Origin of the sequence: Candidatus Formimonas warabiya (genome assembly GCF_002777255.1) — a bacterium.
Taxonomy (GTDB): Bacteria; Bacillota; Dehalobacteriia; order Dehalobacteriales; family Dehalobacteriaceae; genus Formimonas; species Formimonas warabiya.
The window spans coordinates 6,249,798-6,275,886 of the sequence record NZ_CP017634.1 but is presented as its reverse complement, the minus strand read 5'-3'; the positions used below and the strand labels follow the sequence as shown (position 1 = coordinate 6,275,886).

24 protein-coding genes, 1 pseudogene and 1 riboswitch are annotated in these 26,089 nt (G+C 48.3%); all 25 genes and pseudogenes read right to left on the bottom strand.

The genetic code is table 11. The features are described 5' to 3' along the window. Positions 1-264: 264 nt before the first annotated feature. The gene (locus DCMF_RS28285; RefSeq protein WP_148137548.1) at positions 265-1,518 is read right to left on the bottom strand and encodes an MFS transporter; all 1,254 of its coding nucleotides are present in this window, start codon (positions 1,516-1,518) and stop codon (positions 265-267) included. Positions 1,519-2,156: 638 nt separating this feature from the next. Continuing rightward, positions 2,157-3,926, bottom strand: a complete 1,770-nt coding sequence (locus tag DCMF_RS28280; RefSeq protein ID WP_236860143.1) for a sigma-54 interaction domain-containing protein — start codon at positions 3,924-3,926, stop codon at positions 2,157-2,159. A 184-nt stretch (positions 3,927-4,110) separates the two neighbouring features. Then, positions 4,111-4,755, bottom strand: coding sequence for a cobalamin B12-binding domain-containing protein (locus DCMF_RS28275; RefSeq protein ID WP_148137547.1), 645 nt, complete (start codon positions 4,753-4,755; stop codon positions 4,111-4,113). A 24-nt stretch (positions 4,756-4,779) separates the two neighbouring features. After that, a pseudogene (gene mtbB / locus DCMF_RS28270) lies at positions 4,780-6,165 on the bottom strand ([dimethylamine--corrinoid protein] Co-methyltransferase). 185 nt (positions 6,166-6,350) lie between these two features. Continuing rightward, positions 6,351-7,223 (bottom strand): methyl-accepting chemotaxis protein, encoded by an 873-nt coding sequence (locus DCMF_RS30185; protein WP_269467154.1) that lies wholly within the window; start codon positions 7,221-7,223, stop codon positions 6,351-6,353. Between the two features lie 269 nt (positions 7,224-7,492). Beyond that, positions 7,493-8,632 (bottom strand): DUF362 domain-containing protein, encoded by a 1,140-nt coding sequence (locus DCMF_RS28260; protein WP_214658966.1) that lies wholly within the window; start codon positions 8,630-8,632, stop codon positions 7,493-7,495. A gap of 33 nt (positions 8,633-8,665) precedes the next feature. Continuing rightward, positions 8,666-9,427 (bottom strand): precorrin-6A reductase, encoded by a 762-nt coding sequence (gene cobK / locus DCMF_RS28255; protein ID WP_148137545.1) that lies wholly within the window; start codon positions 9,425-9,427, stop codon positions 8,666-8,668. Continuing rightward, entirely contained in the window at positions 9,424-10,167 is a 744-nt protein-coding gene (gene cobJ / locus DCMF_RS28250; protein ID WP_148137544.1) for a precorrin-3B C(17)-methyltransferase, read from the bottom strand. Before cobJ ends, cobK begins: the two co-directional genes overlap by 4 nt. An 80-nt stretch (positions 10,168-10,247) precedes the next feature. Continuing rightward, positions 10,248-11,303: a cobalt-precorrin 5A hydrolase gene (gene cbiG, locus DCMF_RS28245; RefSeq protein WP_148137543.1), complete on the bottom strand. Its 1,056-nt coding sequence runs from the start codon at positions 11,301-11,303 to the stop codon at positions 10,248-10,250. Continuing rightward, the gene (gene cobM / locus DCMF_RS28240; protein WP_148137542.1) at positions 11,300-12,052 is read right to left on the bottom strand and encodes a precorrin-4 C(11)-methyltransferase; all 753 of its coding nucleotides are present in this window, start codon (positions 12,050-12,052) and stop codon (positions 11,300-11,302) included. The genes cbiG and cobM overlap by 4 nt, the downstream gene beginning before the upstream one ends. 1 nt (position 12,053) lies before the next feature. Continuing rightward, positions 12,054-12,749, bottom strand: coding sequence for a precorrin-2 C(20)-methyltransferase (gene cobI / locus DCMF_RS28235; protein ID WP_148137541.1), 696 nt, complete (start codon positions 12,747-12,749; stop codon positions 12,054-12,056). A 5-nt stretch (positions 12,750-12,754) separates the two neighbouring features. After that, the gene (gene cbiT, locus DCMF_RS28230) at positions 12,755-13,354 is read right to left on the bottom strand and encodes a precorrin-6Y C5,15-methyltransferase (decarboxylating) subunit CbiT (protein ID WP_148137540.1); all 600 of its coding nucleotides are present in this window, start codon (positions 13,352-13,354) and stop codon (positions 12,755-12,757) included. Then, positions 13,338-13,970 (bottom strand): precorrin-6y C5,15-methyltransferase (decarboxylating) subunit CbiE, encoded by a 633-nt coding sequence (cbiE, locus tag DCMF_RS28225; RefSeq protein WP_148137539.1) that lies wholly within the window; start codon positions 13,968-13,970, stop codon positions 13,338-13,340. Before cbiE ends, cbiT begins: the two co-directional genes overlap by 17 nt. Beyond that, positions 13,963-15,084, bottom strand: coding sequence for a cobalt-precorrin-5B (C(1))-methyltransferase CbiD (cbiD, locus tag DCMF_RS28220; protein WP_148137538.1), 1,122 nt, complete (start codon positions 15,082-15,084; stop codon positions 13,963-13,965). The genes cbiE and cbiD overlap by 8 nt, the downstream gene beginning before the upstream one ends. Continuing rightward, positions 15,074-15,715 (bottom strand): precorrin-8X methylmutase, encoded by a 642-nt coding sequence (locus tag DCMF_RS28215; protein ID WP_148137537.1) that lies wholly within the window; start codon positions 15,713-15,715, stop codon positions 15,074-15,076. The genes cbiD and DCMF_RS28215 overlap by 11 nt, the downstream gene beginning before the upstream one ends. A 154-nt stretch (positions 15,716-15,869) precedes the next feature. Continuing rightward, a complete protein-coding gene (locus DCMF_RS28210; protein ID WP_148137536.1) occupies positions 15,870-17,264 on the bottom strand; it encodes a cobyrinate a,c-diamide synthase in 1,395 nt (464 codons plus the stop codon). After that, positions 17,257-18,339 (bottom strand): threonine-phosphate decarboxylase CobD, encoded by a 1,083-nt coding sequence (cobD, locus tag DCMF_RS28205; RefSeq protein WP_236860142.1) that lies wholly within the window; start codon positions 18,337-18,339, stop codon positions 17,257-17,259. The genes DCMF_RS28210 and cobD overlap by 8 nt, the downstream gene beginning before the upstream one ends. 39 nt (positions 18,340-18,378) lie before the next feature. Further along, positions 18,379-19,338 (bottom strand): adenosylcobinamide-phosphate synthase CbiB, encoded by a 960-nt coding sequence (gene cbiB, locus DCMF_RS28200; protein ID WP_148137535.1) that lies wholly within the window; start codon positions 19,336-19,338, stop codon positions 18,379-18,381. After that, entirely contained in the window at positions 19,331-20,839 is a 1,509-nt protein-coding gene (locus tag DCMF_RS28195; protein WP_148137534.1) for a cobyric acid synthase, read from the bottom strand. Before DCMF_RS28195 ends, cbiB begins: the two co-directional genes overlap by 8 nt. 23 nt (positions 20,840-20,862) lie before the next feature. Continuing rightward, a complete protein-coding gene (cobC, locus tag DCMF_RS28190; RefSeq protein WP_214658965.1) occupies positions 20,863-21,459 on the bottom strand; it encodes an alpha-ribazole phosphatase in 597 nt (198 codons plus the stop codon). Positions 21,460-21,498: 39 nt separating this feature from the next. Then, entirely contained in the window at positions 21,499-22,059 is a 561-nt protein-coding gene (cobU, locus tag DCMF_RS28185; RefSeq protein ID WP_148137532.1) for a bifunctional adenosylcobinamide kinase/adenosylcobinamide-phosphate guanylyltransferase, read from the bottom strand. Beyond that, positions 22,059-23,129 carry a nicotinate-nucleotide--dimethylbenzimidazole phosphoribosyltransferase gene (gene cobT / locus DCMF_RS28180; protein ID WP_148137531.1) on the bottom strand — a complete coding sequence of 357 codons (1,071 nt, stop codon included), beginning with the start codon at positions 23,127-23,129 and terminating at the stop codon, positions 22,059-22,061. The genes cobU and cobT overlap by 1 nt, the downstream gene beginning before the upstream one ends. A 93-nt stretch (positions 23,130-23,222) precedes the next feature. Beyond that, a riboswitch (cobalamin riboswitch) is annotated at positions 23,223-23,403 on the bottom strand. Between the two features lie 70 nt (positions 23,404-23,473). After that, entirely contained in the window at positions 23,474-24,094 is a 621-nt protein-coding gene (locus tag DCMF_RS28175; protein ID WP_148137530.1) for an HAD family hydrolase, read from the bottom strand. 109 nt (positions 24,095-24,203) lie between these two features. After that, complete coding sequence (locus DCMF_RS28170; protein ID WP_148137529.1) at positions 24,204-25,646, bottom strand: trimethylamine methyltransferase family protein; 1,443 nt, start codon at positions 25,644-25,646, stop codon at positions 24,204-24,206. Positions 25,647-25,801: 155 nt separating this feature from the next. Next, positions 25,802-26,089, bottom strand: a complete 288-nt coding sequence (locus DCMF_RS28165; protein ID WP_148137528.1) for a MarR family transcriptional regulator — start codon at positions 26,087-26,089, stop codon at positions 25,802-25,804.

Genomic DNA, 26,089 nt, shown 5'->3' with positions numbered 1-26,089 from the left:
CAAATCCATCCTGCCGGTGGTATCCTGCCTTTAAATTTCGACCCACTTTCTGTCACCTCCATGAATTTAAGATTAAGTTAAAGCTTAAAACAGTTCCCTCCCTTCTATCAGTAAAGCTTTATTTATTTGTCGTGGTGTTGATTTTTAATACCATTTATCTAGAATGGGCTACTAAGCCTATAATAGCGGAGCAAACTGCCGCTATGAAACCTTTTATTTCTTAACGCCAGTTTGCTTTATTTAAGAGAAAGCACTATCTCCTTTTTATCCTGTGACGGAAATATCCTCAGTATCTTCTAAAGAAGGTTTGCGTTTCAGAACTAAAATCCCCACGGCGGCCAAACCGCCTACAATACTCTGGCCAATCAACCAGGCAAACATATAGTTGTAGCCTGCGTTTCCATAAGCATCCAGCCAGTAGCCAAACAGGGGACCCATATACATATCGGCCAGATACCCAACGATGGAAGCGATGCCAATGGCAATACCGGAATAATAGCGGGGAATCTTTGATTCTTCGACGGTAGACCACATCACACCCTTCATGCCGGCTCCTACGAAAGCCACCAGCAGCATCAAAACCATCACCATCACCACAGCGGGTTTTGCGGGTAAGTTTAGGAACACCACCAGAAAGCCGATCACGATCATATTTCCCCAAATTAAGATTTTACTGGCCGATTTGATTTTATCTACTACATAACCGGTAGCAGGGCCGCTCAATAGCTTCACACCATGAGTTCTGATAATCGCCAGGGCTCCCGAGAAGGTAACGGTAACCCCCACCACAGCCGTTAAGTAAGGAGTAAGATAGGTTAACCCTACGTATAACCCATAAGTTGTAAGGACGATAACACCAACCAGCCAGACTAACGGGCTCTTTAACGCCGCCAGTACTTCTTTAACACCGACTTTCGGTCTTTCACTAATCGTTTCCGTCATGTAATCTTCATATAAGAACCAGGTAAGTATTCCCGCCAGAATATTGAAGCCGGCATAAACGATAATCACTGTTTTAAAACCGGCAACCTGGTCCAGATACCAGGCAAAGATCCCCAGAGCGATGGTACTGATAATGACATTAGATAGTCCCACCAAGGATTCAAAGAATCCGAATATTTTGCCCTGCTCTTCTTTGCTCCCCAGCAGTCGCACACCCTTTAAAACCGCGGCCCAGTATGCAAAAGTGCCGGTTAAGGGAAAGAGACACCAGACAATCCAGCCTACCGTAAGACTCATGGATAGGGCAAACCAAATGGTAATGATTCCTTGCGCGATCATCGATATCGTAATAATTTTTCGGGCAGAAAAGCGGTCCGCCAGCCAACCTCCGGGGATATAGGTAAACAGGTTGACGAAAGCATAAACGGAAAGCATTGCTCCTAATTGAAAATTTGTGCAGTTCAGAGCTGACATCATCGGATCATAAAAAATATATTTAGCATAAGGAACAGTAAACGCAGATGCATAACCAAAGGAGAGGGCAAAAAGGGCCAGCCACTTTTTGATACTATTCATAAATTTATCCTCCTTGTTGATTATAATAGTACTCATGGATGTGCATTTTCCCCAAGCATGACTGGTTTTCAGGACTGCGGCCATCAGCACTGCCAATCCTGTATCGTTTGGATAAATGGGATTCTATTCAAATGACTCACAAATTTCTGATCATACACGATCCCCTCCCCGAAAAAGTATTGCTGGCCCGAGCCACCATCGGAGTGATATGCCATTGGAAAGTCTCCGTTGATTGCCATCGTTGAAGAATGGCTCTATACCAAGCAGATGGTATATTCGAAAACCAATCAACCTAAGAGATAAGCAATATACATGCCAAAACAAGACCGCTCATCTTTCAGGCAGGCTGAGGCCGGAAAATTACGGCCTGTGCCAACAAAGAAAGGCCCCCAGGGCAGTTCTTGCCGGGCCAGGCCAAAATAAGTCCGGGGCCGGACCAATGGATATTTGCATTAAAAGATGATTCCCGGCGGCAAACAAAGTGTCCCTAATCAAAATAAAAAGATGATGGGAAATTACATTGACCAATGCAAAAAACCATCATCTCTTCCTATTTAGGCACCGAACGCAAGAAACACCGGTGGGATTTTTTTAAAAGCAAAGGGCCATTCCTTATTTTTTTGGAACAGCCCCCTTTTCTATTTACCTTTTTTTAAAAGCCGGACAATGGTCGACTGATCGACCTGAAGTATTTTTGCCGCTTTATACGTAGAATGGTAAATCTCATAAGCCCGTTGCACCAGCTGGGTCTCTAATTCTTTTTTTGCTTCTTTTAAAGGCATCAGGTTGGTGCAAATAACCCGGGACTCGTTCACAGATCCGGCATTAAAATTGTCACAAACGTTTTCATAACCGATGGTATCGGCATAATTGACTAAAGTAGCCCGTTCTACCACATGCTCCAATTCCCGCACATTACCGGGCCAGTTATATTCCGAGAAGGCCTTGATCACTTCCGGGACAAATCTTTTGTGCATTTGATACTTATTATTAAATCTTTCTAAAAAGTATTCTGCCAGAGCAGGAATATCCTCCCGCCGCTCTCTTAGGGGCGGGACCAGGATGGGAAAAACATTGAGGCGATAAAATAGATCCTGCCGGAAACGTCCTTCCCGGACCATTTGTTCCAAATTACGATTGGTGGCCGTAATCACCCTGGTATCAACTTTTATTTTCTTCGTCCCTCCCACCCGGATGATCTCCCGGTCCTGTAAGAATTCTAAAAGTTTTACCTGGAGCAAGAGGGGCATCTCGCCGATTTCATCCAAAAATAAGGTGCCCTGCTGGGCCAGTTCAATTTTCCCCAATTTCCCGCCTTTACTTGCTCCCGTAAAAGCGCCGCTTTCATATCCGAACAATTCAGACTCCAACAGGTTTTCCGGAATCGCCCCACAATTAATTTTTACCAAAGAATGACTATTTCTCGGGCTTAAATTATGGATCAGTTTCGCCACAACTTCCTTCCCTACGCCTGACTCCCCCTGAATGGAAACCGTCATATCCGTACTGGCAATCCGTTTGATCATTTCTTTGATGTTATTCATTTTGGGACTTCTGCACACAAAATTGTCCTGGGCGAATATTCCTTCCCGCAGGGCATTAAATTGTTTGTTCTTTCTCTCTATTTCCGTATTCTTTCTTTCAATTTCCTCCATCAGTTTATTAATTTCCTGTACATCTTTGGAGGTAATTAAGACCCGAAGCATTTTCCCGCTGGTATCAAAAATGGGAACTCCCGTGGCCAGAACGGTTTTCCCCGATTTTAGCTTCTGCAATATATTTACTTTTTTCTTCGCCCGAATCACTTCCAGACTAATACTGGAAGAAATGATTTTTTCTCTTTCCAAGTCGGTAACATGCTTCCCAACCACATCAGCGGCTTTGACGCCGCAGATGCTTTCCGCCTGGGGATTGAGAAAACAGATACAACCTTTCTCATCCGTGACAAAAATTTCTTCTTCCAAGCATTCTACGATCTCCTGGTAGTCAACAGCAGGATGATGGGGGCGGGGCCGGTAATTTAAAACCTTCACGAAAAGGCCGGCATCGTTAATGACGCCCACCGGACGACGGTTTCTGGTGACTACCAGGACCTGAGTTTCCGGCACTTGACACAAATCTTCCGGGGCAGATTCTTCATCCACGAGGAAAAAGTCTTCTCCCCCGCCCAAAGCGCCCAGGCTTCGGTCCCGTTGTGCGGGCAAGCTCATTTGCTTCAGCAGATCCCAGCCGGAATAAACTTTCACTATTTTTTCCTTGTCCGTAACTATCACCTTTTGCCCGTCTTCCATGATGATTTTTTCTTGTATTTCACCGAGTTTTCCATCGGAGGGGAGTACAATGAAGGCCTTGCTGGTAAAATCCGTAATTCTCAAATTATTCCCGTCCCCTTTCTGTTGACAACCCATTTTGAAATAACATCCTAAACATGGATATTAATTAGCTCTTTTTTTATAAAACCCTCTCGGCACGGCATAAAAAAAACAGCGAAAAACTCGCTGTCTTTAAGTCCATTTTTCCTGATCAAACTTTTTTGCCCATATTTTGAATCGCATCCTAATTCAGGACACGGTTCCGATCTATCCTCTGATCTCACTTGTTTAAAAGGTGCAAGGCTTTATTCACAGCATCTGCCGCATCCTCACCATAGGCGTCCGCACCGATTCTGTCTGCCCAGCGCTGGGTGGCAGGGGCACCGCCTACCATCGTTTTAAACCGGTCTCTCAGGCCATTTTTCTTTAACTCATCTTCTAGTTTCTTTTGTTCCACCAGGGTAGTCGTCAGTAAAGCGCTGGTGCCAATGAGGTCTGCTTTCACTTCCACAGCTTTCTCGATAATTTTGCCCACCGACACATCCCGGCCCAGATCAATCACTTCAATCCCCTGAGTTTTGATCAGGGAAATCACAATACCTTTTCCGATATCATGAACGTCCCCTTCTACGGTGGCAAAAACCATTTTTCCTTTCTTTTGGGGCCCGTGTCCCTGGGCAGTCCCCTCAAAGAGGGATGTCACTGCCTTCATCACATCGGCAGAGAGCATTAACTCCGGCAAAAATACTTCTCCCCGTCCGAACAGATCGCCCACTTTTCGAATCCCGGCGCTAAAGCCGTCGGTTAACACCTCTACAGGATTTAATCCCTGGCTCAGAGCCATCTCGGCTATTTCTAGTGCTTTCTTTTGGTCATACGTTAATATGGATTCGATCGCCGCCTGGATGACCTCTTCTTTATTCATGCCTTTACCTCCCCCAAATTGTTTTCATATTCCGGCTTCCTTTTTAAATTTTTCCACGCTATTGATGGAAATTCCCATTATTTCCGCAATGCGAAACTTGGTCTGGATGCCCACCCCGGCATTGGGACGGCTTTGGGTAGTGCCCATATTCAAATCTTCGCGCACATCTTTCATCACGGCACAGTCGGCGAGATCCTTCACGCCTACCTGTAATTTTTCCGCCACGAAAGTTTTCGCCTCATTAATTTTCATCCCAGCCAATTCCATCCGGAAGACCAGATCTCCGGCTGACCGGATGCCCCCCATACCGGCGGTAGCCTCATGGGTAACCGCCATCCCGAAGGTATCTCCTGCGCCTACCTACAAGCCGTCCACTTTGGCAATTTCAATCAGAGCCTTGTCAACCCGGGAAACGGCATCGGCTGCGGGAATCAGGGATAGGGGAATTCCACCCACACCCATTCCCACATTGGCATGCACCGGAATGGTGGAAACCTTTACCGTTTCCTTCGCAAAAGTGCACACCCGGGCCAGGTTCCAGGCTAAAGACATGTTGCTGTTGGTATTCACCGCCATCCCAAAGATGGACACGCCGCATTTTTCCGCCATTTTAACCTGTTTATGGGGATAAAGACCGGCAATGCGCTCTCCGTCAATCTCCAGTAGTCCGTGCATCCCCATATTGAATTCTCCCGCCATCCCTGTCTCAAAGCCGATCTGGGGATATTTTTGTTTCAATATTTTTACCGCTTCCAGGCTGGCTTTCACGTCCGCATCCCCGGAGGCGCCCACCGTATCCAGATTAATGCCGTCCGCTCCGCTTTCAATCATCTGGGAAGCAACAAAAACAATATCCCGGATGGCATGCTGGATGGCTTCTTCCTGGGCTTCTCTCGCTTCCGCAATCTTACCGGCGGGAAGCAGTTCCGACCAGTTGCCCACCGGGCCGTCCGGCCTGGTATAGAGGCCCAAATTGGGCATGGCACCGTAGAGCAGGGGCAATGTGGTCATTAATTGGGCCTGTTCCATGGTTTGTCTTTCTTCGCTGATGATGGCCTTTACCGGTTTGTAGCTGTAGTCCACGTGGCAGAGTTCAATGCTGTCCGAGGCCAGCGCTCTTTCCTGGGTCAGGATGGCCTGGAGCCGGTCCATGGGAATACCGTTTCGCACCGGCAGTTTCAAAGTACCCGCATCAAAAGATACCACAACTTCATTGCCCGGTTCTACGGAAACGATTTTCTGGGGGCTGATGATAATTTCGTAAAGATAATCCATTTCATCCTGGGTTAAGGGAGGGATATGGGCCCGTTCCGCTGCGTCCTGGGAGCCGCTTTCAATGTCTGCTTTAATTTGGTCGCCACTGATAAAGTCGGCATAATTGTCGCCATAACGCGTCAAATATTTTTTCATCAAATTTTCTCCTTTCTTACCAGCGATTTTTTTAGAAACACCATTTATTTTTCAGACTGTGCCACCTCCGTTCTTTTTTCAAAACAAAAATTTGACACAGTTTGCCCCAAGACGATTTTGTACTTGTATTCCGAGCAAACCGGAGATAACCCGTAAAGGCTGTCTCCCTATGATCAGTCCTTTGACTATTCGCCGGGGTACAATGTGTAAATATCGGTGGTTAAATCCTTTGCCATGGACACAATGGTTTCGGCCAGCTGGGTTAATTCATCAACGGCAGGTGTAATTTCTGTGAGAACAACCGCTTGGTGGTTGGCTACGGTAGTCACTTCTTTGATCGCGGCATTGATCTGTGCTACAGCACCTTTTATTTTGTCCAGGGTTTGCCGGATGTTTTTTGTGGAAACCGAACTGGATTGGGCCAGCTTCCGCACTTCTTCCGCCACCACGGCAAAGCCCCGGCCATGTTCACCCACCCGCGCCGCTTCAATGGCCGCGTTTAAACCGATTAAATTGGTTTGATCGGCAATTTTACGAATTACTTCAATAATTTCATCGGTTTCCCCCACCTGAGAGGTTGTCTCCTGAGAGATACTGCCCAATTCTTCCCCTGTTGCGGACAGTTCTTCTGCTTCCGCTGCTATCTGTTGGATGGTGGTATCAAATGTTTTAATCGTCTGATCCAGGGATTTCACAATTTCAAAGAGCTTCTCTTTCCGCCCTACGGATTGATAAATGCTGATGCCGCCCACCACCTTCTCATCCTCAAAAATCGGCATTCCTACGGCCACATAGGCTACACCATATACTTCTCCGCCGACTTCCCGGGTCAGACGCCTTCTTTGCTGCATCGCCTCATATACAACCCAGCCGTTATCCGGATTGTCTCCCAGATAGGAAGCTTGGGGAAATTTAAACGTTTTGGGAGCAACTTCCCAGATCACCTGCTCCGTGTCACAAATAAAAATACCCATATCATCAATGGTTAATCGGTTGATATAGGGGGCAACAGTTAAAAAATGTTCCAGTGTTTTACAAATTTTACGATTTTCGCCCAAGATTCTTCCTCCTTTAGTAATAACTACCTTGGGCATAGAGATAAGCAAAAATAATGCCAAAATGGAAAAGCCCCTGCACCAAGCTTTTTCCCATAGGAGAAAGCTAGTGCAGGGGCGCTTCGTAATGTAAATTTACCTTAAGACGACAATGTCTCCTGACGGATCCGGGCCATTTAGCCCATCAAAAGAGATGCAAAATCCCATCTATCAATGCAAAAATCCATCACTCTCAGACAAAGCATTCCCTTTCCTGCGCCAAGCAAGACCCTCTAGTTCATCTTACTGGTCCTTAGAAACTCAAGTAAATCTAAAAAAATAAAGGGACACCCTGGAATATAATCCGCCGTCTTCACCTGCTTCAAACAGTTTCCGATGCAGACCGTCCGCTTGCCGGCATCCGGCCTGGCCCCGGAGCCCACCGCCAGGGTCAAACCCTGCCATTTTTCCAGAAGCCCTTCTTTTCTCGCCTGGGTTAAAGCCCGGTTAAGCCCGGACAGGCAACTGGTACAAACATTCCCGGCTACCAGGTCCACCTCGGGAAACATTTTTTTGAACCCGTCTACATTACCGGAAGCTTGCTGGAAGCTTTGTTTCAGATCAGTTAGTTTTTCGCCCAGAATTTCAATTTTATCTAATGCGGCAGTTCCCCATCCCTGATCATGGGCTAACGCCAGATATTTTACCTGGGCCGGGTCCACTCCCATGGCTAAGGAGCCCACCACATCCACGGACACGACATCCGTGCCGGCAATCAATATGTTCATTTCTTTGGGTTGATACAGCTCACTGCCGACAATGCCGTCAATAATGGTCAACCCTGGTTTGATGAGGCCGGTCAAATCTGCAATCGCCTGATTCAGTTCCCCATAGTGAAACCGTCTCTTTTCCTGGTCCGGAATCAATCCTTTGAGGTTTTTCATGCCCAGGCTTACGGGAACAGCGGTGATCGTCTTCAAGGTCGGTACATTGATCACCAAATCTGCCTCAAGTACCGGACGAAAAATTTTAATGCGGTCAAAGATGAGCCCCTTCGCTACGGGAATCTCTTCTACCGGCGTCTCTTTCAAGTCTACCAGTTCAACCCCGGTCCGTTCAGCCATCGCGGCATATCCTGTTGCTTCGAAAACCTCTTTGGTATCCACGCCTACAATTGCGGATTCAGCGACCAGGATGTTGGGGACACCGGTACTTTTTAAAACATGAATCAAGGCCTCAATCACGAAGGGATCGGTAATGATCCCGCTCTGGGGTCCGGCGACTACGCCCACATTAGGTTTGATCAACACCCTTGGGGCCGGGAGCCCCAAAGCACCTGGTCCGCCCAAAAGCTGCAGGCTTTTTCCCAAAGCTGCTTCCACATCTTCCATTTTTGGATTCCCGGGAACTTTCATCAAAGATACCAGAGCCAAAGGGAATACACCTGCCTTTTTTCTGATCCATATTTATTCGATCAATTCCTTAAAATACCTTTTTAAGTCGGTGATCTGCTCAAACTGGTTCGGATATGCCAGGTCCGGGCGCTTGATGATAATAGATGTCATGCCCAGGTGTTTTGCCGCCGTGAGTTTGTGATCAGTGCCCCCCTGGACCCCGCTGTCCTTACAGATCAATATAGCAGCCCCCGCCTCTTTAAACATGAGATAATTCATTTCTTCAGAAAAGGGCCCCTTCATGGCTATAATATGATCCGCATGAAGCCCCAAATTTTCTAATTTGAGAATGGTCTCTGACTGGGGCAGCACTCTTATTTTCAGTCTTTTTTTATCGCTGATTCTGGTCACGAATTCTTCCACATGATTGATCCCGGTGCTAATAAAAATGTTTCCTGTCATCTGCTCTGCCCGGTCCGCCGCGTGGGCATAACTCGCGCACACAAGGACGGCGCCGCCTTCTTGATGCCAGGCAGGCCTTTCAAACCGGACATAATCAATGCCTAGCTCCTGACACACCAGAATCGCATGGCGCGAAATGTTTTCCGCATAAGGGTGAGAGGCATCCACCACATGGGTGATTCCCTCCTTCTGGAGATATTTCTTTAAGTCTTCCCGGTCCATTTTTCCAAAAATAATCCGGCCCGGGAAACGGTCCCGGGAAACCTCAAAGCCATACTCTGTGGCCGTGCTGATGGTGACGTTTTCTGTTAATTCGGATAATGTGCAGGCAATATCCAAAGCATCACCGGTTCCCCCAATGACCAAAATCATAGTTGATACCCCCGGGATGTGATCATCCGTCCGTGGGCAACATAAGTCTTACTGTTGCCGATGATAACGGTGCAAAACATATCCACCGACTCCGGATCAAAATCCGTCAATTTGGTAATCACTATAGACTGGTCTTCCCGATAGGCATTGCGCACGATACCCACCGGGGTATCCCCGTGCCGGTATTTTTTTACCACATCCATGGCCTTGTGCAAGTACTCCGGCCGGGCTAGACTGCGCGGATTATAGAGGGCAATGGTAAAATCCCCCGCACAGGCATTTTCCAACCGGGTCATAATACGCTCCCAAGGAGTCATATAATCACTCAAGCTGATGGTACAAAAATCTTCCACAATGGGAGCACCCAGAAGAGAAGAACAAGACAGGGCGGAGGTAATTCCGGGGATCACTTCACAAGAAATCTGCTCCCGTTCCCCGTGATCTTTCAACAGCTCCAGGATCAAACCTGCCATGCCGTAAACGCCGGCATCTCCACTGCATACCACCCCTACCGTGTTCCCCTCCAAAGCCTTTTCCAGGGCAATCTTGCCCCGCTCAACCTCTTGTCCCATCCCTTTCTTGATAATTTCCTTCCCCTGAGAAAGTTCACGCACCTGCTCAATATAGACGGTATAGCCCACCAGAACCTGGCAGCTTTCTATGGCTTGATAGGCTCTGACCGTCATATTGCCCGGATCCCCCGGTCCCAAACCAATGACAAATATTTTCCCTTTCATCATGACCTCCGTAAAAATTCTGTTTCAGGTTTCCGCGTTTATTCCCTGATCCCTATCTATCAGCCTCGTTTTTTACATTCTGATTATCCCATGTTATAAATTTCATTGCCTCGCTCTTCATAGATACAAAGGGTTATTCCCTCTAAGGCTGTTTTGGGCACCCGTAATTTTCCCTGCCCTGAAACGATAAAGGCGGCGGGTTCGCAAACACATCCCACCCCGATGGTCTTTTTAACAAAATCGGAACAGGCAAACCTTTTTTCTATGGGTAATATTTCCCCACGGTCCACAATACACAATGGAACGGCCAGTTGTTCCGCCAAACCAAGGATCGCCGGCTCATCTTTTTTTACATCCACTGTGGCGATCGCCTTCACGGCGCATAAAGCAAGATTATGCTGGTGAAAAAAGGCTCTTACGGAAGACCGGAGTTTTTCCCCGTCCATCCCTTTTCTGCACCCAATGCCCAGGACTAAATTCGGCACCCGGAGTTTCGCCACAAAAATATCCCCCTGGTCCCATCCCAGTTCTTCCTTATTTCCTACATAGATCACGGCATCCGGTTGCTCTGCAGCGACCTGCTCTAGATCCCGGCGTTCCAAAGATAGGTCCAAATGGATGGGGCTATCGTTCACCAAAACCACTTTCTTTCCATTCACCAGGCAGGAGGTGACTCTTTTTACCTGCTCCATATCCTCCATCACGAAATGATACTTTTTCGCAATCATGTCCACCGATTCCAGGCCTAAATTATCTGAAGCAGTGGTAATGACGGCGATGCCCCCTGTGATAGAGGCGACCTTTTCCGCTAATTGATTGGCACCGCCCAGGTGGCCGGAAAGAAGGCTGATACAAAAATTTCCCCGTTCATCCAGGACCACCACGGCCGGATCCGTCAGTTTGGAATCCAGATAAGGAGCAATACTCCGCACGGCAATGCCGCAAGACATGACCAAAATCAACTCCCGGTAAGTGCCGAAGATGCCGCCCATAAACTCTTTCAGACCGGTACGAATGGGCCGGTAGTCGGTGCCCGGGCAGTATTTTTCCAGGGTAAAAATGTCCCCGCCCATTTCCTTTTGAATGCTTTGCGCCGTCTTCAGTCCTCCAGTAGTAACGGACAGAATTGCCCTTTTCACTCTTTTCCTCTCCTGTACATATGGCTGAAGGAAGCATCATAAAGCTTGGAAAGCTCATATTCTGAGCCCATGAAATCCCCCACCAAAATTTGGGCATGACGGTCAATTTTTTCTTCTGCCACTTTTTCGGCGATATCTTTCAGCGTTCCCCGGATGATTTTTTCCTCCGGCCATGTCGCTTTATAAACTACGGCCACCGGCGTATCTTCATCATAGCCGGTAAGCAGTTCCTCCACTACCTGGCCGATCGACTGCACGGAGAGGAAAATGGCCATGGACGCCCGATGCTTCGCCAGCTCGGAGAGTTTCCCCCCTTCGGAGGAGCCTGTCCGCCCTTCCTTTCTCGTAATAATGATCGTTTGAGACACCCCGGGCAAGGTAAACTCTGCTTTTACCCGGGAAGCGGCCGCCACAAAGGAACTCACGCCAGGAATGATTTCAAATTCAATGCCCCGTTTCCCCAGTTCGTCCATTTGCTCCCGGATCGCCCCGTAAATGGAAGGATCCCCGGTATGAAGCCGCACCACACTTTTTCCCTGGTCTACACCCTGCTGAATCGCCTCGATCACTTCAGGCAAATCCATCTCCGCGCTGTTGTAAACCTGCACGCCCTCTTTGCAATAGGCTAAAATATTTCCGCTCACCAGTGATCCGGTATAAATCACCACGTCGGCATTTTGCAGTACTTTCATTCCCTTTACGGTGATCAGCTCCATGTCTCCCGGTCCCGCCCCAACAAAATAAACCATTTTATGACTCCTTCCTGCTCAACACAATCGATAAATATTGCTTATCTCCGGACAAAGCCTCTTTGAGGTCGTAATGAACGGAGCAGTCTTCAAAACCGCATCTTTTCACTAAAACGCTGGAATCCTCCATTTCATACTCTTCCAGTAGCTTAAGGACCTTATCTTTTTGGTTGTATACTTTCATAAAAACCACACTATGGGTGACATCCAACGCCATTTCCATGAGCCGCTTTGTGGACGTAGCCGGAATAATGGAGAGAATTTCATCTCCTTCCGCCAGAGAGCGGTTTACCCTAGCAGCCGCAGCGCAAAACGAAGTAATTCCCGGTACAGTCTCGATTTCGATATCGGCACTAAGGTGTTTCACAATATAGTTATAGGTACTGTAAACCGAGGGGTCGCCCAGGGTAATAAAGGCGGTATTTTTGCCCTCCCGCACATATCTTTCCACTACTTCAGCCGCCAGTTTTCCGGACTTATTGATGATTTCCGTATCGGTAACCATAGGAAATTCTACACTGATTAATTTGGCTTCGGGATTAATGTGTTCTGCGGCAATTTCATAGGCAATGTTGTTGTTGCCCTTTTGGGACTCGGGTAAAAGCAAAACATCAATGGATTCCAAAATCCTGGCTGCCTTGATCGTGAGCAGTTCCGGGTCTCCCGGACCTACGCCGATGCCATAAAATCTTGCCAATCTATTTACACCTCTCTTTGTTCTGTGCTCTTCACCGCACTAATGATATAAATCGGGTTCAGTGCCTTCATCATCCACCCGGAATGTTTTTCCCCCCGGGAAATATTCACACAAATGCACTCCATCTCTTTAAAACCGTGTTCTTCCAGTAGTTTCAATATCTTGTACGTACTATCGAGCAGAATGGTATTGGCCACAAGAATCCCATTCACGGCCAAATGCTCTTTGGCATAGCGCACAACCTCCTCTAATTGGTTGCTTGCTCCCCCAATAAAAATCCGGTCAAAATTCAGGTCCGGCAGACACTCCGGGGCCGGGCCCTGAATTATTTCTACATTGGACAGGTCAAACTTTTCTGCATTTTCCCGGCTTAATTGCACGGCCTCTTCATCCATATCCACCGCCCAAACCCGTCCTTTCGGGCAGTGCAGGGCAGCCTCCACCGTGATGCTTCCTGTACCGCATCCCACGTCCAATACCAGGGAATCCGGCTGCAGTCTCATTTTGGCCAGGGCGATTACCCGTACTTCCGTTTTGGTAAGGGGCACTTTCCCCCGCTTAAAATAATGCTCCGGAATACCCGGGGTGCTATAATTCCATGCCATCTTTTTCAATCACCACCACACATAAATCACCAAAGCTCAGATTCCTGATCTCTTCCGGCCGCCCCACCACAATCCGTTCATCCGCGTAGGACAAATTTTCTCCCACAGTGATGGTACACGGGCCCAAATCCTGAGAAATTAAAAAATCCGCGATCATATTTGGGTTATTGGTCCGGTCAGTCAAGAGAAACAGACCGTCCTTTTCCGCCAGCTTCTCTTTCATATCGGTATCTCTGCCATGCATACTGCATAAAAAAAAGTTTTTCCAGGGCTTGGCCAATTTGGCAAAAAGATATTGGAAGGAACTAATTCCCGGGATCACTTCCAGGCTGTCCCTCCCTAATTTCTTGAGGAAAAAGTCCAGCAGGCTGTAAAATCCGGGATCACCGGACACCACCACGCAAATTTTTTTCTCCTGTCGCGCCTCCTGAACATAATTGAACATATCTTCCATGCTGGATTTAAATTCGTAGACTTCCTTGTTCAAGTGTTGAAAGCTGTCCAGATTTCTTTTTCCCCCTACCAGGATATCAGAGCGGATGATCGCCTCCAATGCCGCAGGCGTAATATATTCCAGCGCGCCCGGTCCCATCCCGGCAATGCAAATTTTATTCATTTTTTATTTCCCCCAAAATGCTGTCTGCCTGGGCACTTTTTGCCAGCAGTTCTTTCATAGAAAAAAGCACCACGCCGATGTCCAGATTCCCATAGATATAGGTCCCGCATCTTTGCGCGCATTTTTCCGCGATGATGCGGTACACATCCTGGAATCCTGCCGCATCAATAATGGGAAGAGCCTCTTCCGTCGTGATACAGTCCATAATCTTTCTCAAATACTCGGTCGTCATCCCCATCACAGCCAGATAAGCCGTAAGAATTTCCATCCGGGTGTCGCTGACCCGGCTGTGGGTATAGAAGATGCCCCCCGCCGGTTTGACCAGTTTGGCCAGATGCCCGGCCAGAATTACTTTTTTGAAGCCCAGTTCGGCGCACTTTTCCAGGGCAAAGCCCAGATAATTGCTCATTTTCACCGTTTCTTCCCTGGGGATGCCCAGCCACTGTTCACAAAACCGTTCGCCATAGCTTCCGGGCACTAAAATCACCTTATTTTTCCCCGCCGCCTGCCGGCAGCGCAGTTCCAAGGCAATGGTATCCTTGAGGGCTTCTTCTGACATGGGCTCCACAATACCGGTGGTGCCCAGAACGGAAATCCCGCCCACAATCCCTAATCTGGGGTTAAATGTTTTTCGGGCAATCTCCTCGCCTTGGGGAATGCTCAGTTCGATTTCCACCCCGGCTCCGTCCGGAAGCACTTTTTTTACCTCCTGCATAATCATGCCCCGGGGCACCGGATTAATGGCAGGCATCCCTACCGGAACCAAAAGTCCGGGACGGGTCACCTTGCCGATACCCGGGCCGGCGCTAATCACAATATCCGTTCCGGCAATTTTTTTTGCCTGGGCAAAAACTTCAATGCCATCGGTGACATCGGGGTCATCCCCCGCATCCTTGATCACAGAGCAGCGGGCTGTTGTGTCCTCAAAACAAGCCTCTTTGAGATCCAGGTTTAGTTTCCATCCTTTCGGCGTATCAATTTCCACCCGGTCTATTTTTTCCCCGGAAAACAGCATCCGGGCCGCCCCCTTAGCCGCTGCTGCAGCGCAGGATCCGGTAGTATATCCGGTACGAAGTTTTTTGCCGTTTTTATAGACAAACCTGCTATTTTCCAAGGTGTTTTACTGCCTCCCTAAGTACGGCGTTTACCAAAGCCACGCCAATGGTGCTTCCCCCTTTACGCCCTTTGGTAATGATGGAGGGAATAGGGGTGGCCCACAAGGCTTCCTTCGACTCCGCCGCGCCGACAAAACCGACGGGAACACCGATCACGGCATCTGCTCCCAGTTCTCCGGCTTCTGTGCGTTCTAAGATTCGATAAAGAGCCGTAGGGGCATTCCCAATCACAAAGACCTTTCGTCCCGGAAGTTCAGCGGCCAGATCAATGGCCGCCATGGAGCGGGTAATCCCTTTTTCCCGGGCTGTTTGGTAGGCCGCCTCACTGTCTACATAGCACTGGATTTCGACGCCCAGCTGAGCGGCTAATTTTTTACTAATCCCGGCCTTAATCATATTGGTATCGCTGACAATGGTGGCGCCGGCCAAAAAGGCGTTCAGAATTTTTGTTTCCACCCCATCCTTGAATTGGAGCAGATCGCCATAATCCAGGTCGGCGGTGGTGTGGATCACCCGCTTCACCATATCCATTCTTAATCCGGATCCGTTCTTTTCTCCCAGTTCCGCACTGATGATCTCAAAACTTTTCTTTTCGATTTCCTGAGGATCTTTCACATAATCATGATCCATTTTACCATTCATTCCTTTCCCAGGCCCAAAGTTATATGGAAATTAAAATGCGTTCAATTAGGCTATGCCCCGTTGGCAATTGATCATTCCTCTTCCGTACTCCACTTGGATTCCTTTCTTTTTCATTGTCAATTGTCCAGGGTCAATTGTCAATCTATTTTCGCTGATACTCCCGGCACCGGCTGATAAAATTATGGGCAAAATTCATATTCGAGGGGAAATAAATATGGGGATACATGCCAAAGACATTTTTGTAGGCCCGGCCGCACTGCCATTCCACCATCTGCCCATTCTTGATCTTTTGCGCTTTGACACAATAATCCACGTCCGTTCTCTGAATCAAAGACTTGTGGAACTCATGGGCCCGAATGCGGTCGCCCTTTTGGAACATCACGGTATCCACCAGTCCCTCTAATTCCAAATAGCCAAAGTGCTGCAGCCTTTCCGTCAATACCGTAGCGCCGTCAAAGATGCCCACGAATTCGAAAGTCTTTCCATCTGTCCGGGTAAAGCTGCGATTCAGGTACATATATCCCCCGCATTCGCCGAACATGGGCAGCCCGGCCTCTGCTTTTTCCCGAATATCTTTTTTTAACAAGGTGTTGGCGGCTACCTCTTCGGCAAATACCTCCGGGTAACCCCCCCCGAAATAAACACCGCTGCAGTCCTCCGGCACAGAAATATCATGTATCGGGCTGAAAAACTTTAAATGAGCGCCCAAGCGCCGTAAAATTTCCAGATTCTCATAATAATAAAAGCTAAAGGCCTTGTCCCAGGCAATGGCAATATTCATCTCTTCCGGTTCACTTTGACAGGAAGGAAGTTCTTCTCTGTCCCACAGAGGGGATTGTTTCGCTGTAGTCAAGAGAAAATCCAGATCAATATGGTCCTGCATGAGATCGGCCAGCCGGTCCACAATGCCGGCTAAATTTTCCGTCTCGCTGCTCTGCACCAACCCCAGATGCCTGCTTTTCAATGCGACTCCGGAAGTCTTGGGCAGAAAACCTGCCACTTTGATGCCGGTATGATTTTCCACCGCCTGTTTTATGGTCCGGTAATGGTTCGGCGACGAAGGCTGATTGATGATCACCCCGGCAATATTGGCTTTGCCGAATTCTTTTAAACCGTAAAGCACGGCGGCGGCGCTGGCCGCCATCCCCTGGGCGGTCATGATCAAAACAATGGGGGCATCCAGGATTCGGGCAATCCCTGCCGTACTTCCCTGGAAAGGATCGTCCCCATAGCCGTCATACAAACCCATGACTCCTTCCACAAGTGACAAATCAACACCCTGGGCATAGCGCACAAACATTTGCTTGATGGATCGCTCATCCAGCATCCAACCGTCCAGGTTCACACTGTTTCTCCCGGTAATTGCGGTGTGAAAAGCAGGGTCAATATAATCCGGGCCTACTTTAAAGGGTTGCACGGATAAACCCTGCCGGCAATAAGCCGCCATCAGTCCCATAGAAAAGGTGGTTTTTCCGCTGCCGCTGGCCGGGGCAGAAATCACGAGACGGGGAAGGACTCCCCTTTTTTTCTCATCCATGGCAAGATAAAACCTCCCTCAGCACCTCTACCAACCGTTGATTGGACGGACGGTCCTTTACGGCGAGACGGAAATGATAGGCCGATAAATAATTAAAACCATCCGGTGTCCTGATTAAGACCCCTTTTTCCAGCAGGCGGTTTTTTAATGCCCAGGCATCCATCTTTCCCCGGCTGATTTTTGCCAAATGATAATTCGCTTTTGAGGGATAAACGGTCAATCCATCGATTTTACTTAATTGATGAAAAAGGAACTCCCGCTCTTCTTTCACCCAGGCCCGGGACGCGGTGATATATTCCTGATCCCGGTAAACGGTGCACCCGGCCAGTACCGCCGCCGCATTCACGTTCCAGGGCTCTAAATGCTCCCGGATGCCCCGGATCAATTGCTTGTTTTTACTCACGCCAAAGCCTAAACGAATCCCCGGCATGCCGAAAAATTTGGTCGCGGCCCGGATCAGGATTACGTTGGGATAATGACCCAGCTCCCCGATCATACTGTTTTCCGGATAGTGATCGGTAAACTCAATAAATGCCTCATCGATGAGTAAAAAACAATCCTTTTGGGCCAGTTCCCGGGCCAGGAAGCACATTTTTTCCCTTTCCACAAAGGTTCCCGTAGGATTATTGGGGTTGCACAGCACCACCAGGCTGTTTGGGATCAATGCCGCAAAAAGCAGGGAAAAATCCAGATCCGTAAAGCTGGCATCATAGATATTTAAATCAATGACTTCCACGCCGTTTTGCCTGGCCGCCCGGGCATATTCGGAAAAGGTGGGGCTTAAATTGATCATCCGGGCGCTCTCTAAAGCTAGGATGGTTTTATAAATGATTTCTACCGCGCCGTTACCCGGAATGACCAGCTCAGGATCGTCAAAACCCAGATACTCGGCCAATTCTGCGCGCAGGGCCCGATATTGGATGTCCGGATAACGGGTGAAATCAGTGATCTTCTCACATAAGGCCATGCGAAAACTTTCGGGCACGCCCAAAGGATTGATATTGGAACTGAAATCCAGCACTTCTCCTTGGCACGAATAAATATCTCCCCCATGAAAATTCATATCAGCTTCCATTCCTTCCCCATGCCGTAATGTCAGTTGCTATTCAGGTATTCAGAATTCTATCTGCCCTATGATAAACCAATAGATAAAAGAAAAAAATATCATAACCAAGACGGAGGATAGAACCATCATTCTGATCGCCCATAGGATATCGTCTTGCTGAACCGGCCGAAGATCATCTCCTATGGTCGGTTTATGTACAACCTGATTAAAATAGGTGTGGGTACCGCCCAGTTGGATGTTTAAAGCGCCGGCCGCCGCCGCTTCCGGATAGCCGCAGTTGGGACTGAGATGATTTCTCCGGTCCCGGATTAACACCCGGATGCTGCCTAAATAATTCAATTTCAAGAAAAAAGCGGCCAGGGTCAAAAAAAATCCGGTGATGCGCGCCGGGATAAAGTTGGCTAAATCGTCTAATCTAGCGGCAGCCCAACCGAAATCAAGATATTTTTCATTTTTGTATCCTACCATAGAATCCATGGTATTAATCGCTTTATAGGCCAAAGCCAGGGGGGCTCCCCCGATAAACATATAAAAAAGGGGGGCTACAATCCCATCGGCTGTGTTTTCCACCACCGTCTCCACAGTGGCCTTGGTTACTTCCTCCTCATCCAGGACGCTGGTATCCCTGCCTACAATATAAGAAACGGCAGTCCTGGCCTGCGCCAGGTTTTCTGCGTCAAGGGCCCCAAAAACCTTCATGCTTTCCACACGCAAAGATTTTGCCGCTAAGCATGTCCACATCAGTACAATATTGAGAAAATAAAATAACCAGATGTTCAGCGCCTTTACCCCGGACAATACCCCCCAGGTCAAACCATAAGTAATGAGCACGGTGCTGATGGTCAGAAAAATCCCCCCCGCCTTCAGCGCCAAAGGGGAAGAAGCAATTCTGCGCACCTGCCCTTCCACAAAACTTACATATTTTCCTATATAGACCACGGGATGGGGAAACCGGTAAGGGTCACCCAGGATCAAATCCAGTACATAGGCTGCCCAAATACTAACCATGTAAGCCGGCCTCCACAATTCGGTAGATCTTGTCCATGTTCAGGTTTTTTCTCACCACATCCGCCAATTTGTTGTACTGTTCCTCTTTATATGCCCAATAGTCCTGGACATCGCTGGCGCGGGGGGCTAAATTTTTCGCCATGCGCACTTGATTGAGGAAACTCCTGGTAAAAGCGGCACTGTCAAAAATCCCATGAAAATAAGTACCAAAAACGGTTTTATCCTGATTTACCGCACCGTCCCTTAAATTTGTCGCCGTGCCGTTACGGGATAATACCTGAATCAAAGGAAAAACCCCTTCCCGCAACACCGTTTCCCCCATATGGATCTCATAACCTTTGACTTTGCACTGAAATGCTTCATCTATACCTTCGGAAAGAGTCGTTGTTTTTTCTCCCCGGAAGGTGGTCACGGCCTGAATTAATCCTAATCCGGAAATACCGGACAAAGAGGATTCTACATGATCCGGATCCCGGATTTCCTCTCCGATGATTTGGAAGCCGCCGCAGATGCCGAAAACATAGCTGCCCTGATCGTGGCACCGTATTATTTTTTCTCCCATCCCGGACTTTTTCACCATGTCCATATCGGCCACCGTACTCTTGGTGCCCGGAATCACAATCACGTCAGGATGGCCTAATTCGTCATCCAGATCGACAAAGCGCAGATTAACGTCCTCATATAGTTTCAACACATTAAAATCCGTGAAATTGGAAATATGGGGAAGCTTGATAATGGCGATGTCTATCTCGCCGTTCTGCTGTTTGGTGAACTTGCCCCATTCCGTTACACTGTCTTCATCTTCCAGGTTTAAATGGAAATAGGGGATCACCCCCAAAACAGGAAGATGGATGATCTCTTCCAGCATGTCCAATCCCGGTTTCAGGATATCCAGGCTGCCCCGGAATTTATTAATCAGTACCCCTTTCACCATTTTCTTTTCTTCCTCATCCAGCAAAAGCATGGTTCCGGCCAAAGAGGCAAACACGCCGCCCCGGTCAATATCACCGGCGAGAATCACCGGGGAAGCGGCCATTTTTGCCATGCCCATATTCACCAGGTCATCCTGTTTCAGATTGATTTCCGCCGGGCTTCCCGCCCCCTCAATCACCACAATGTCGCTTTCCGCTTCCAGTTCGTGGTAAATGGCATTAATCATCTCTATTAAGCGGGGCTTATAGGCGAAATACTCTACCGCATCCATGGTTTCATGAACTTTTCCCTGAATCACCACTTGGGACTTGTGATCCGAGGTAGGTTTCAGCAGAATGGGATTCATCACCGCCCGCGGTGCCCTGCCGGCTGCTTCCGCCTGCATCACCTGGGCCCGGCCCATTTCATGGCCTTCATAAGTAATAAAAGAATTATTCGACATATTTTGGGCTTTGAAAGGATTCACCCGGTACCCGTCTTGCGTAAAGATCCGGCACAAAGCCGTGCACAAAATACTTTTCCCTACAGATGAGCCCGTGCCTTGAATCATAATGCTCTTGTTTTTCATAGAAGCACGTCCTTTTTTCTCTCTTACGGTTTTTGATTAATCTTTTTCACAATACAATAACCCTGTTCGACATCGATCAGGCTGTATGCACCGTGGTCAAAGGTAAAGTGCCAATAACCTTCGTATTTCATATTGAGCAGAATACACATGATAATGCGCAGGCATCCTTGGTGGGTTACCATCAAGAGGGTTTGCCCCTCATATTTTTCCAGGGTCTCTTTGATACTTTGCTTGACCCGCCGGTACATGCTTACAAAAGACTCTCCCGCAGGAGGAGAGGCCTTTTTCCAGTCCTTTACCCACAAATCCCAGTTTTCTTTGTCATGATCCTGAATCACCTGATAGTGTTTTCCTTCCCAGGCGCCAAAATTTAATTCTTTCAGGCGTTCATCCAGGATAATGCGGTCGGGATCAGACCTGCTCACAATCACCGCCGTCTCCCTGGCTCTTGTTAAGGGGCTGGAAATGACCGTGTCAAAATGAACATCCTCCAGCATCACCGCCATTTTTTCTGCTTGTTTGATCCCTTGGGGGCTCAGACCATCATCTGTCCACCCGTAATAAACCCCTTTTGTATTGAGATCGGTTTCTCCGTGTCTCACCAAATAAAGGAGAGTCATCTTTGTCAGCTCCATTCCAGGGTACCAAAATTTCTCATATTATTTTAATTTTATGGGTATGCCGGAGACGACGAAATATGCTTCATCCGCCTTTTCTGCCAAATATTGGTTAACGCGGCCGGCAATATCCCGAAAAATCCGGGAAAGGGGATATTCCGGAACAATGCCGCTGCCTAATTCATTTGTCACCATCACGATGGTCGCCGGGGAGGAGGCAATCCCTTGCGCCAGCCGCCCTGCTTCTTCTAAAATCCTGGTTTCCGCCTGCTCGATGCTGTTTCTGCTAAAGTCTTCCTGTTGTATTTCGGGCAAATCGAAGAGCAGGTTTGTCACCATAATGGTGATGCAATCAATCAAAATTCCCTGGTATCGGTCCCCCTGGTCCGCGACGATTTTGCCTAAGCCCCGGTAAGCCTCTACCGTTGCCCAATCCGCTGGTCTGGACTGCCTGTGCTTTTCAACTCTCAATTTCATCTCTTCATCAAAGACCTGGGCCGTAGCAACATAAAGGACCGGTCCGGCTAAATCCTTGACCAGTTTCTCCGCAAATTTACTCTTCCCGCTTCTTGCTCCCCCGGTAACTAAAATTGACTTTCCCATTATTCTCTGATATCCACCAAGGTCTCGCTCTCGATGGCCCCTTCTTCAAATGTGGCCATATCACGCATCACCGCCGCCGCGCTTTCAATGACATGGAACATTAAGGGGCACCCGGTGCCTTCCCCCAGCCGCATTTTCAGCAGAAGCATGGGCTCCAGGCCGATTTCTTTCATCAGATATTCAACCCCGGGTTCGGCCGAAAAATGGGAAGGAATCATGTATTCCCGCGCCAAAGGACTGATCCTGGCAGCCACCAAAGCTGCCACTGCGGAAATAAACCCGTCCACCACAATGGGTACCCGGTGGAAGGCCGCCGCCAAATAGCACCCCACCAAACCGGCAATATCAAAGCCCCCCACTTTTGCCAGCACATCAATGGGGTCGTTTTTATCCGGCTTATTTACGTGAAGGGCCGTCTCGATCACCCGTTTTTTCTTGGTAAAGTCCTCTTCTGTCAATCCGGCTCCTTTTCCCACCGCGACTTCGGCAGAGCACCCGGAAAGGCTCATTAAAACGGCGCTGCTGGTGCTGGTATTGCCGATGCCCATTTCGCCGGTGCCCAGCAGGTCATAGCCTTCTTCCACCAGCCCGCTGACCACTTCCATCCCTGTTTCTATGGCCTGGATGGCCTCATCCCGGGACATGGCCGGGCCTTTTGCCATATTGGACGTGCCCGGGCGAATTTTTTTCCGGATCAATCCCGGACAGTCGATCTCCCCGTTGATGCCGATATCGACGATGCGCACGTCTGCGCCCGCCTGCCGGGATAATACATTAATCCCGCAAATACCTTTAAACATATTACCTGTCTGAATCAGGGTAACAACCTGGGGAGCAGCGCTCACCCCTTCATCCATCACCCCATTGTCGGCAGACATCACTACGGTACATTTCTTCTCAAATTTGTTTTTTACTTTACCGGTTACACCCGCCAATTGGATCGCGATATCTTCAAGCCTTCCTAAACTGCCGATCGGCTTAATCAAATTATCCATGCGGTTTTTCGCTGCCGAGACAGCCTTCTCATCCAGAGGTCTGATTCCTTTTACAATTGCTTGATAACCCATCATGAACACACTCCTTTTATGGTTATAACTAAAAAACCGCACTCGAAGTGCGGGAAATACCAATGACAATATTTCACCCCTCCTGCCCGAGGTAGAAAACATTTCAAGGATATGGCAGGTTTCCTGGCTCATGGATCATCTTACTCTCCAGCCTTCTCGGGGTTTCCCAATGGCATTGTTGGATTTCATACCCATTACACAGTAGCGGGGGCTGCAGCGGATTGTAACCGCTTTCCCTTTTAACCCTCAACAGGGCACCATATCCCAGCTTATGCTATTTTTTGCTTCCGGTCATGAAACTATAATCTTACCAATCAGTTTAGCAAAAGTAGTCCATCCCGTCAAGTCTAAACTGCACAGAGGATATTTGCCAATTCCCCCGGGGAAAAAACCAAATAATCCGGATTGCTTTCGTGCAATTTATCGGCCCCATGCCATCCCCAGGCTACCCCAACGGTTAAAGCACCTGCCTCTTTTCCCTCAAATATGTCGCCCTTGGTATCCCCCACATAATACGCCTGTGCCTCCGGGTAGAGACCCATGACCGCTTGAATTTTCTTGATCTTACTTTTTTCCGTCTCCGATCCGATTACCTTTTCAATACAGGTCAGGCCGTACCGGTCCAGAACACGCAGCACGGCGCCGGCGATGTTGGAAGTAATAATATAAATTTTGTGAGAGCCGGAAATCCTCGTCAGAGCGGTATCCATGCCGGCAAAAAAATCAATCCGGTCCAGCAAGATGTTTTGCCGTTTTTCATAGCTTTCCAGGATCCGGTTAATTTGCCCGTCGTCCAGTCCTAATTCCGCCATGGACTTATAAACATTCCCTTCATATAAATTAAGAATGTCCTGTTCGGTATTCACCTTCTTACAGTCATTTTCATGAAAGGCACTCAAAAAACTTTTCATATGCACTTCAAAAGAGTCGGCAATCACGCCGTCATAGTCAAACATTACCAAAGCCATATGCGCGTATCCTCCCCGGTGTTTTGAACGCGGATCAGGGGGACAGTATAGAGCCGTCCCCCTGGTCCGCTACTCTTTCATCTGAGATTGGTCCCGTCCGCTCAGCCTTTTAGGCTTCCCATTTGGCATCTCCGGCCACTAAATTGGGGAAATGGGCCCGTACTTTGGCATCCAGTTCCGCAGAAAATCTAGCCGGGTTTTCTTTGGAGAGAATCCGGTTCGCTTCTTCCACCGCCCGGTCTCTGGCCGTCAACTGGCCTGAAACAGCCCATTGGGCCCGCATTTCCCGGCCCGCTACTTTGGGGAAGAAAGCCACTTCCCGCATATGCTCCAGGGTATGCAGGGCATCCATGTAAGAACCGCCCGGGCCGATTTCTTTAATCAGGTCGAGGCAAAGGCCCTCTTCACTGAATTCTACGCCCCGCTTCACTTGTTTCAGCATCATGGCCATTTCATTATCCATAATCGCTTTGGCATAGTCAAAGGCCATCAATCCGCCCAGCAGTCCGCCCATATTAAACAGGTCGCCCCCGGCCAGCAAGGCGGCAGCAGTATTCATTCCGGTCTCATAGCCGGATTGGGCATCAGTGGTTTGGGCGTTGGTCAAACCGATATAACCGCCGGAAGGAATATTATAGAATCTGGCCATCATGGTATGGGCCATCTGAAGAATCCCTGTTTCAATGGCACCGGATGCATAAGCACCGGTACGCATATCGGCTACCGTACTCAAAACCGCATAAATATTGGGTGCCCCCGGACGAATCATTTGCAGCAGGCAAGCCAGAGCCAAGAACTCCGCATTGCCCATGGTTAGCGTCCCCAATAAACTCATCGGCGAAGTCAGACCGGCATTCGGAACAATCGTGCCGTATACGGGCAGGCCTTTTTCCGTTAAATAAATCACCGCTTCCGTAGACTCCACATCCATGGTTAAGGGAGAAACCACCGGGCAATAATGGTGATTAATAAAGGGCCGCTCCAGGTAAGCTTCTTTGCTGCCTGCAATGGTATAGCCTAATTCCAAAACCATTTCCAAATCCCGAATGGTAGGCGTATTGCTCCTGACCGGTTTTGTACAATTTTTTAAAGCAGGATAAAACCGGGAGATACTGATCTGATCCTTGGGCGCGTCATCGGCTAAAACCGAAATGGAGAAGACGTCGAAAGCAGGAAGCTCATTTATTAAAAAGGCGATATTTGCGATGTCAGTTGAAGTCGCCCGTCTTTCTTTGCCAGTCTTGGGATCAATAATGTTGGGGGCGGAGCTTGCCGTGACGACTACCGGCCTGTGGTCAGGCAGTACCCGGTCAAATTGAGGATCACGAGCAGTAAAAGTATATTTAGGAACAAAGGATTGACGGCATTGTTCTACTACCTGAGGAGGAAATTTCACCAGACCGGTCTGGGTATCGACCGTACATCCATGCTGGGCAAAAATATGGCGCGCCTTTTCATTATGTACCAAAAGGCCTATGTTTTCCAAAATTTCTAAAGATGCCTCGTGAATTCTTTGCGCTTCCGCTTGGGTAAAAAATTTCGCAAATTCCATGATTATATCCCTTTCCTTTACTTCTTTTTTTTTGCCTGCTGGATCATATCCTATACAGAACAAAATATTTTTATGTACCGCACATAAGTATCCGCCGGACCTATTCCTTTCGGAACAGATCCGGCAGATGTGCACTACTGCTTTGGAAAAGCTATTTATTTACTTTGCCACTCCTGGGGTAAATAAGCCAGCCTGCTGGTACCATAGTCGGTAATTTTGTATTTAATCGTCAATTCATTGTTGTTCAAAACCGGTTCTGTTACTTCGATCATGCCTACGGCGCGCAGGGAGTCCAAGTGGTTGGAAACGCCAGATTTCGTAAACTGTCCGTCGCCGCTGTATTCGTTCTTTAAATCCTTCAAGAGATCATCGACGCTCACATCACCCTTTGCCTTGGAAAAATAATGGAGAATACGGAATTTTAAAGGTAGTAATTGTGCCAT

Coding starts and splice junctions, on each gene's coding strand:
- cbiT (WP_148137540.1), bottom strand. CDS start 13,354: ATGGCATGGAATTATAGCACCCCGGGTATTCCGGAGCATTATTTTAAG.
- cobT (WP_148137531.1), bottom strand. CDS start 23,129: ATGATGGGTTATCAAGCAATTGTAAAAGGAATCAGACCTCTGGATGAG.
- cobM (WP_148137542.1), bottom strand. CDS start 12,052: ATGGTTTATTTTGTTGGGGCGGGACCGGGAGACATGGAGCTGATCACC.
- cbiE (WP_148137539.1), bottom strand. CDS start 13,970: ATGAATAAAATTTGCATTGCCGGGATGGGACCGGGCGCGCTGGAATAT.
- cobJ (WP_148137544.1), bottom strand. CDS start 10,167: ATGATGAAAGGGAAAATATTTGTCATTGGTTTGGGACCGGGGGATCCG.
- DCMF_RS28195 (WP_148137534.1), bottom strand. CDS start 20,839: ATGAAAAACAAGAGCATTATGATTCAAGGCACGGGCTCATCTGTAGGG.
- DCMF_RS28170 (WP_148137529.1), bottom strand. CDS start 25,646: ATGGAATTTGCGAAATTTTTTACCCAAGCGGAAGCGCAAAGAATTCAC.
- DCMF_RS28210 (WP_148137536.1), bottom strand. CDS start 17,264: ATGGATGAGAAAAAAAGGGGAGTCCTTCCCCGTCTCGTGATTTCTGCC.
- DCMF_RS28215 (WP_148137537.1), bottom strand. CDS start 15,715: ATGGATCATGATTATGTGAAAGATCCTCAGGAAATCGAAAAGAAAAGT.
- DCMF_RS28165 (WP_148137528.1), bottom strand. CDS start 26,089: ATGGCACAATTACTACCTTTAAAATTCCGTATTCTCCATTATTTTTCC.
- cbiB (WP_148137535.1), bottom strand. CDS start 19,338: ATGGTTAGTATTTGGGCAGCCTATGTACTGGATTTGATCCTGGGTGAC.
- DCMF_RS28175 (WP_148137530.1), bottom strand. CDS start 24,094: ATGGCTTTGGTAATGTTTGACTATGACGGCGTGATTGCCGACTCTTTT.
- DCMF_RS28275 (WP_148137547.1), bottom strand. CDS start 4,755: ATGAATAAAGAAGAGGTCATCCAGGCGGCGATCGAATCCATATTAACG.
- DCMF_RS28280 (WP_236860143.1), bottom strand. CDS start 3,926: ATGGGTTGTCAACAGAAAGGGGACGGGAATAATTTGAGAATTACGGAT.
- cobU (WP_148137532.1), bottom strand. CDS start 22,059: ATGGGAAAGTCAATTTTAGTTACCGGGGGAGCAAGAAGCGGGAAGAGT.
- cobD (WP_236860142.1), bottom strand. CDS start 18,339: ATGGAAGCTGATATGAATTTTCATGGGGGAGATATTTATTCGTGCCAA.
- cobK (WP_148137545.1), bottom strand. CDS start 9,427: ATGATTTTGGTCATTGGGGGAACCGGTGATGCTTTGGATATTGCCTGC.
- cobC (WP_214658965.1), bottom strand. CDS start 21,459: ATGACTCTCCTTTATTTGGTGAGACACGGAGAAACCGATCTCAATACA.
- DCMF_RS28285 (WP_148137548.1), bottom strand. CDS start 1,518: ATGAATAGTATCAAAAAGTGGCTGGCCCTTTTTGCCCTCTCCTTTGGT.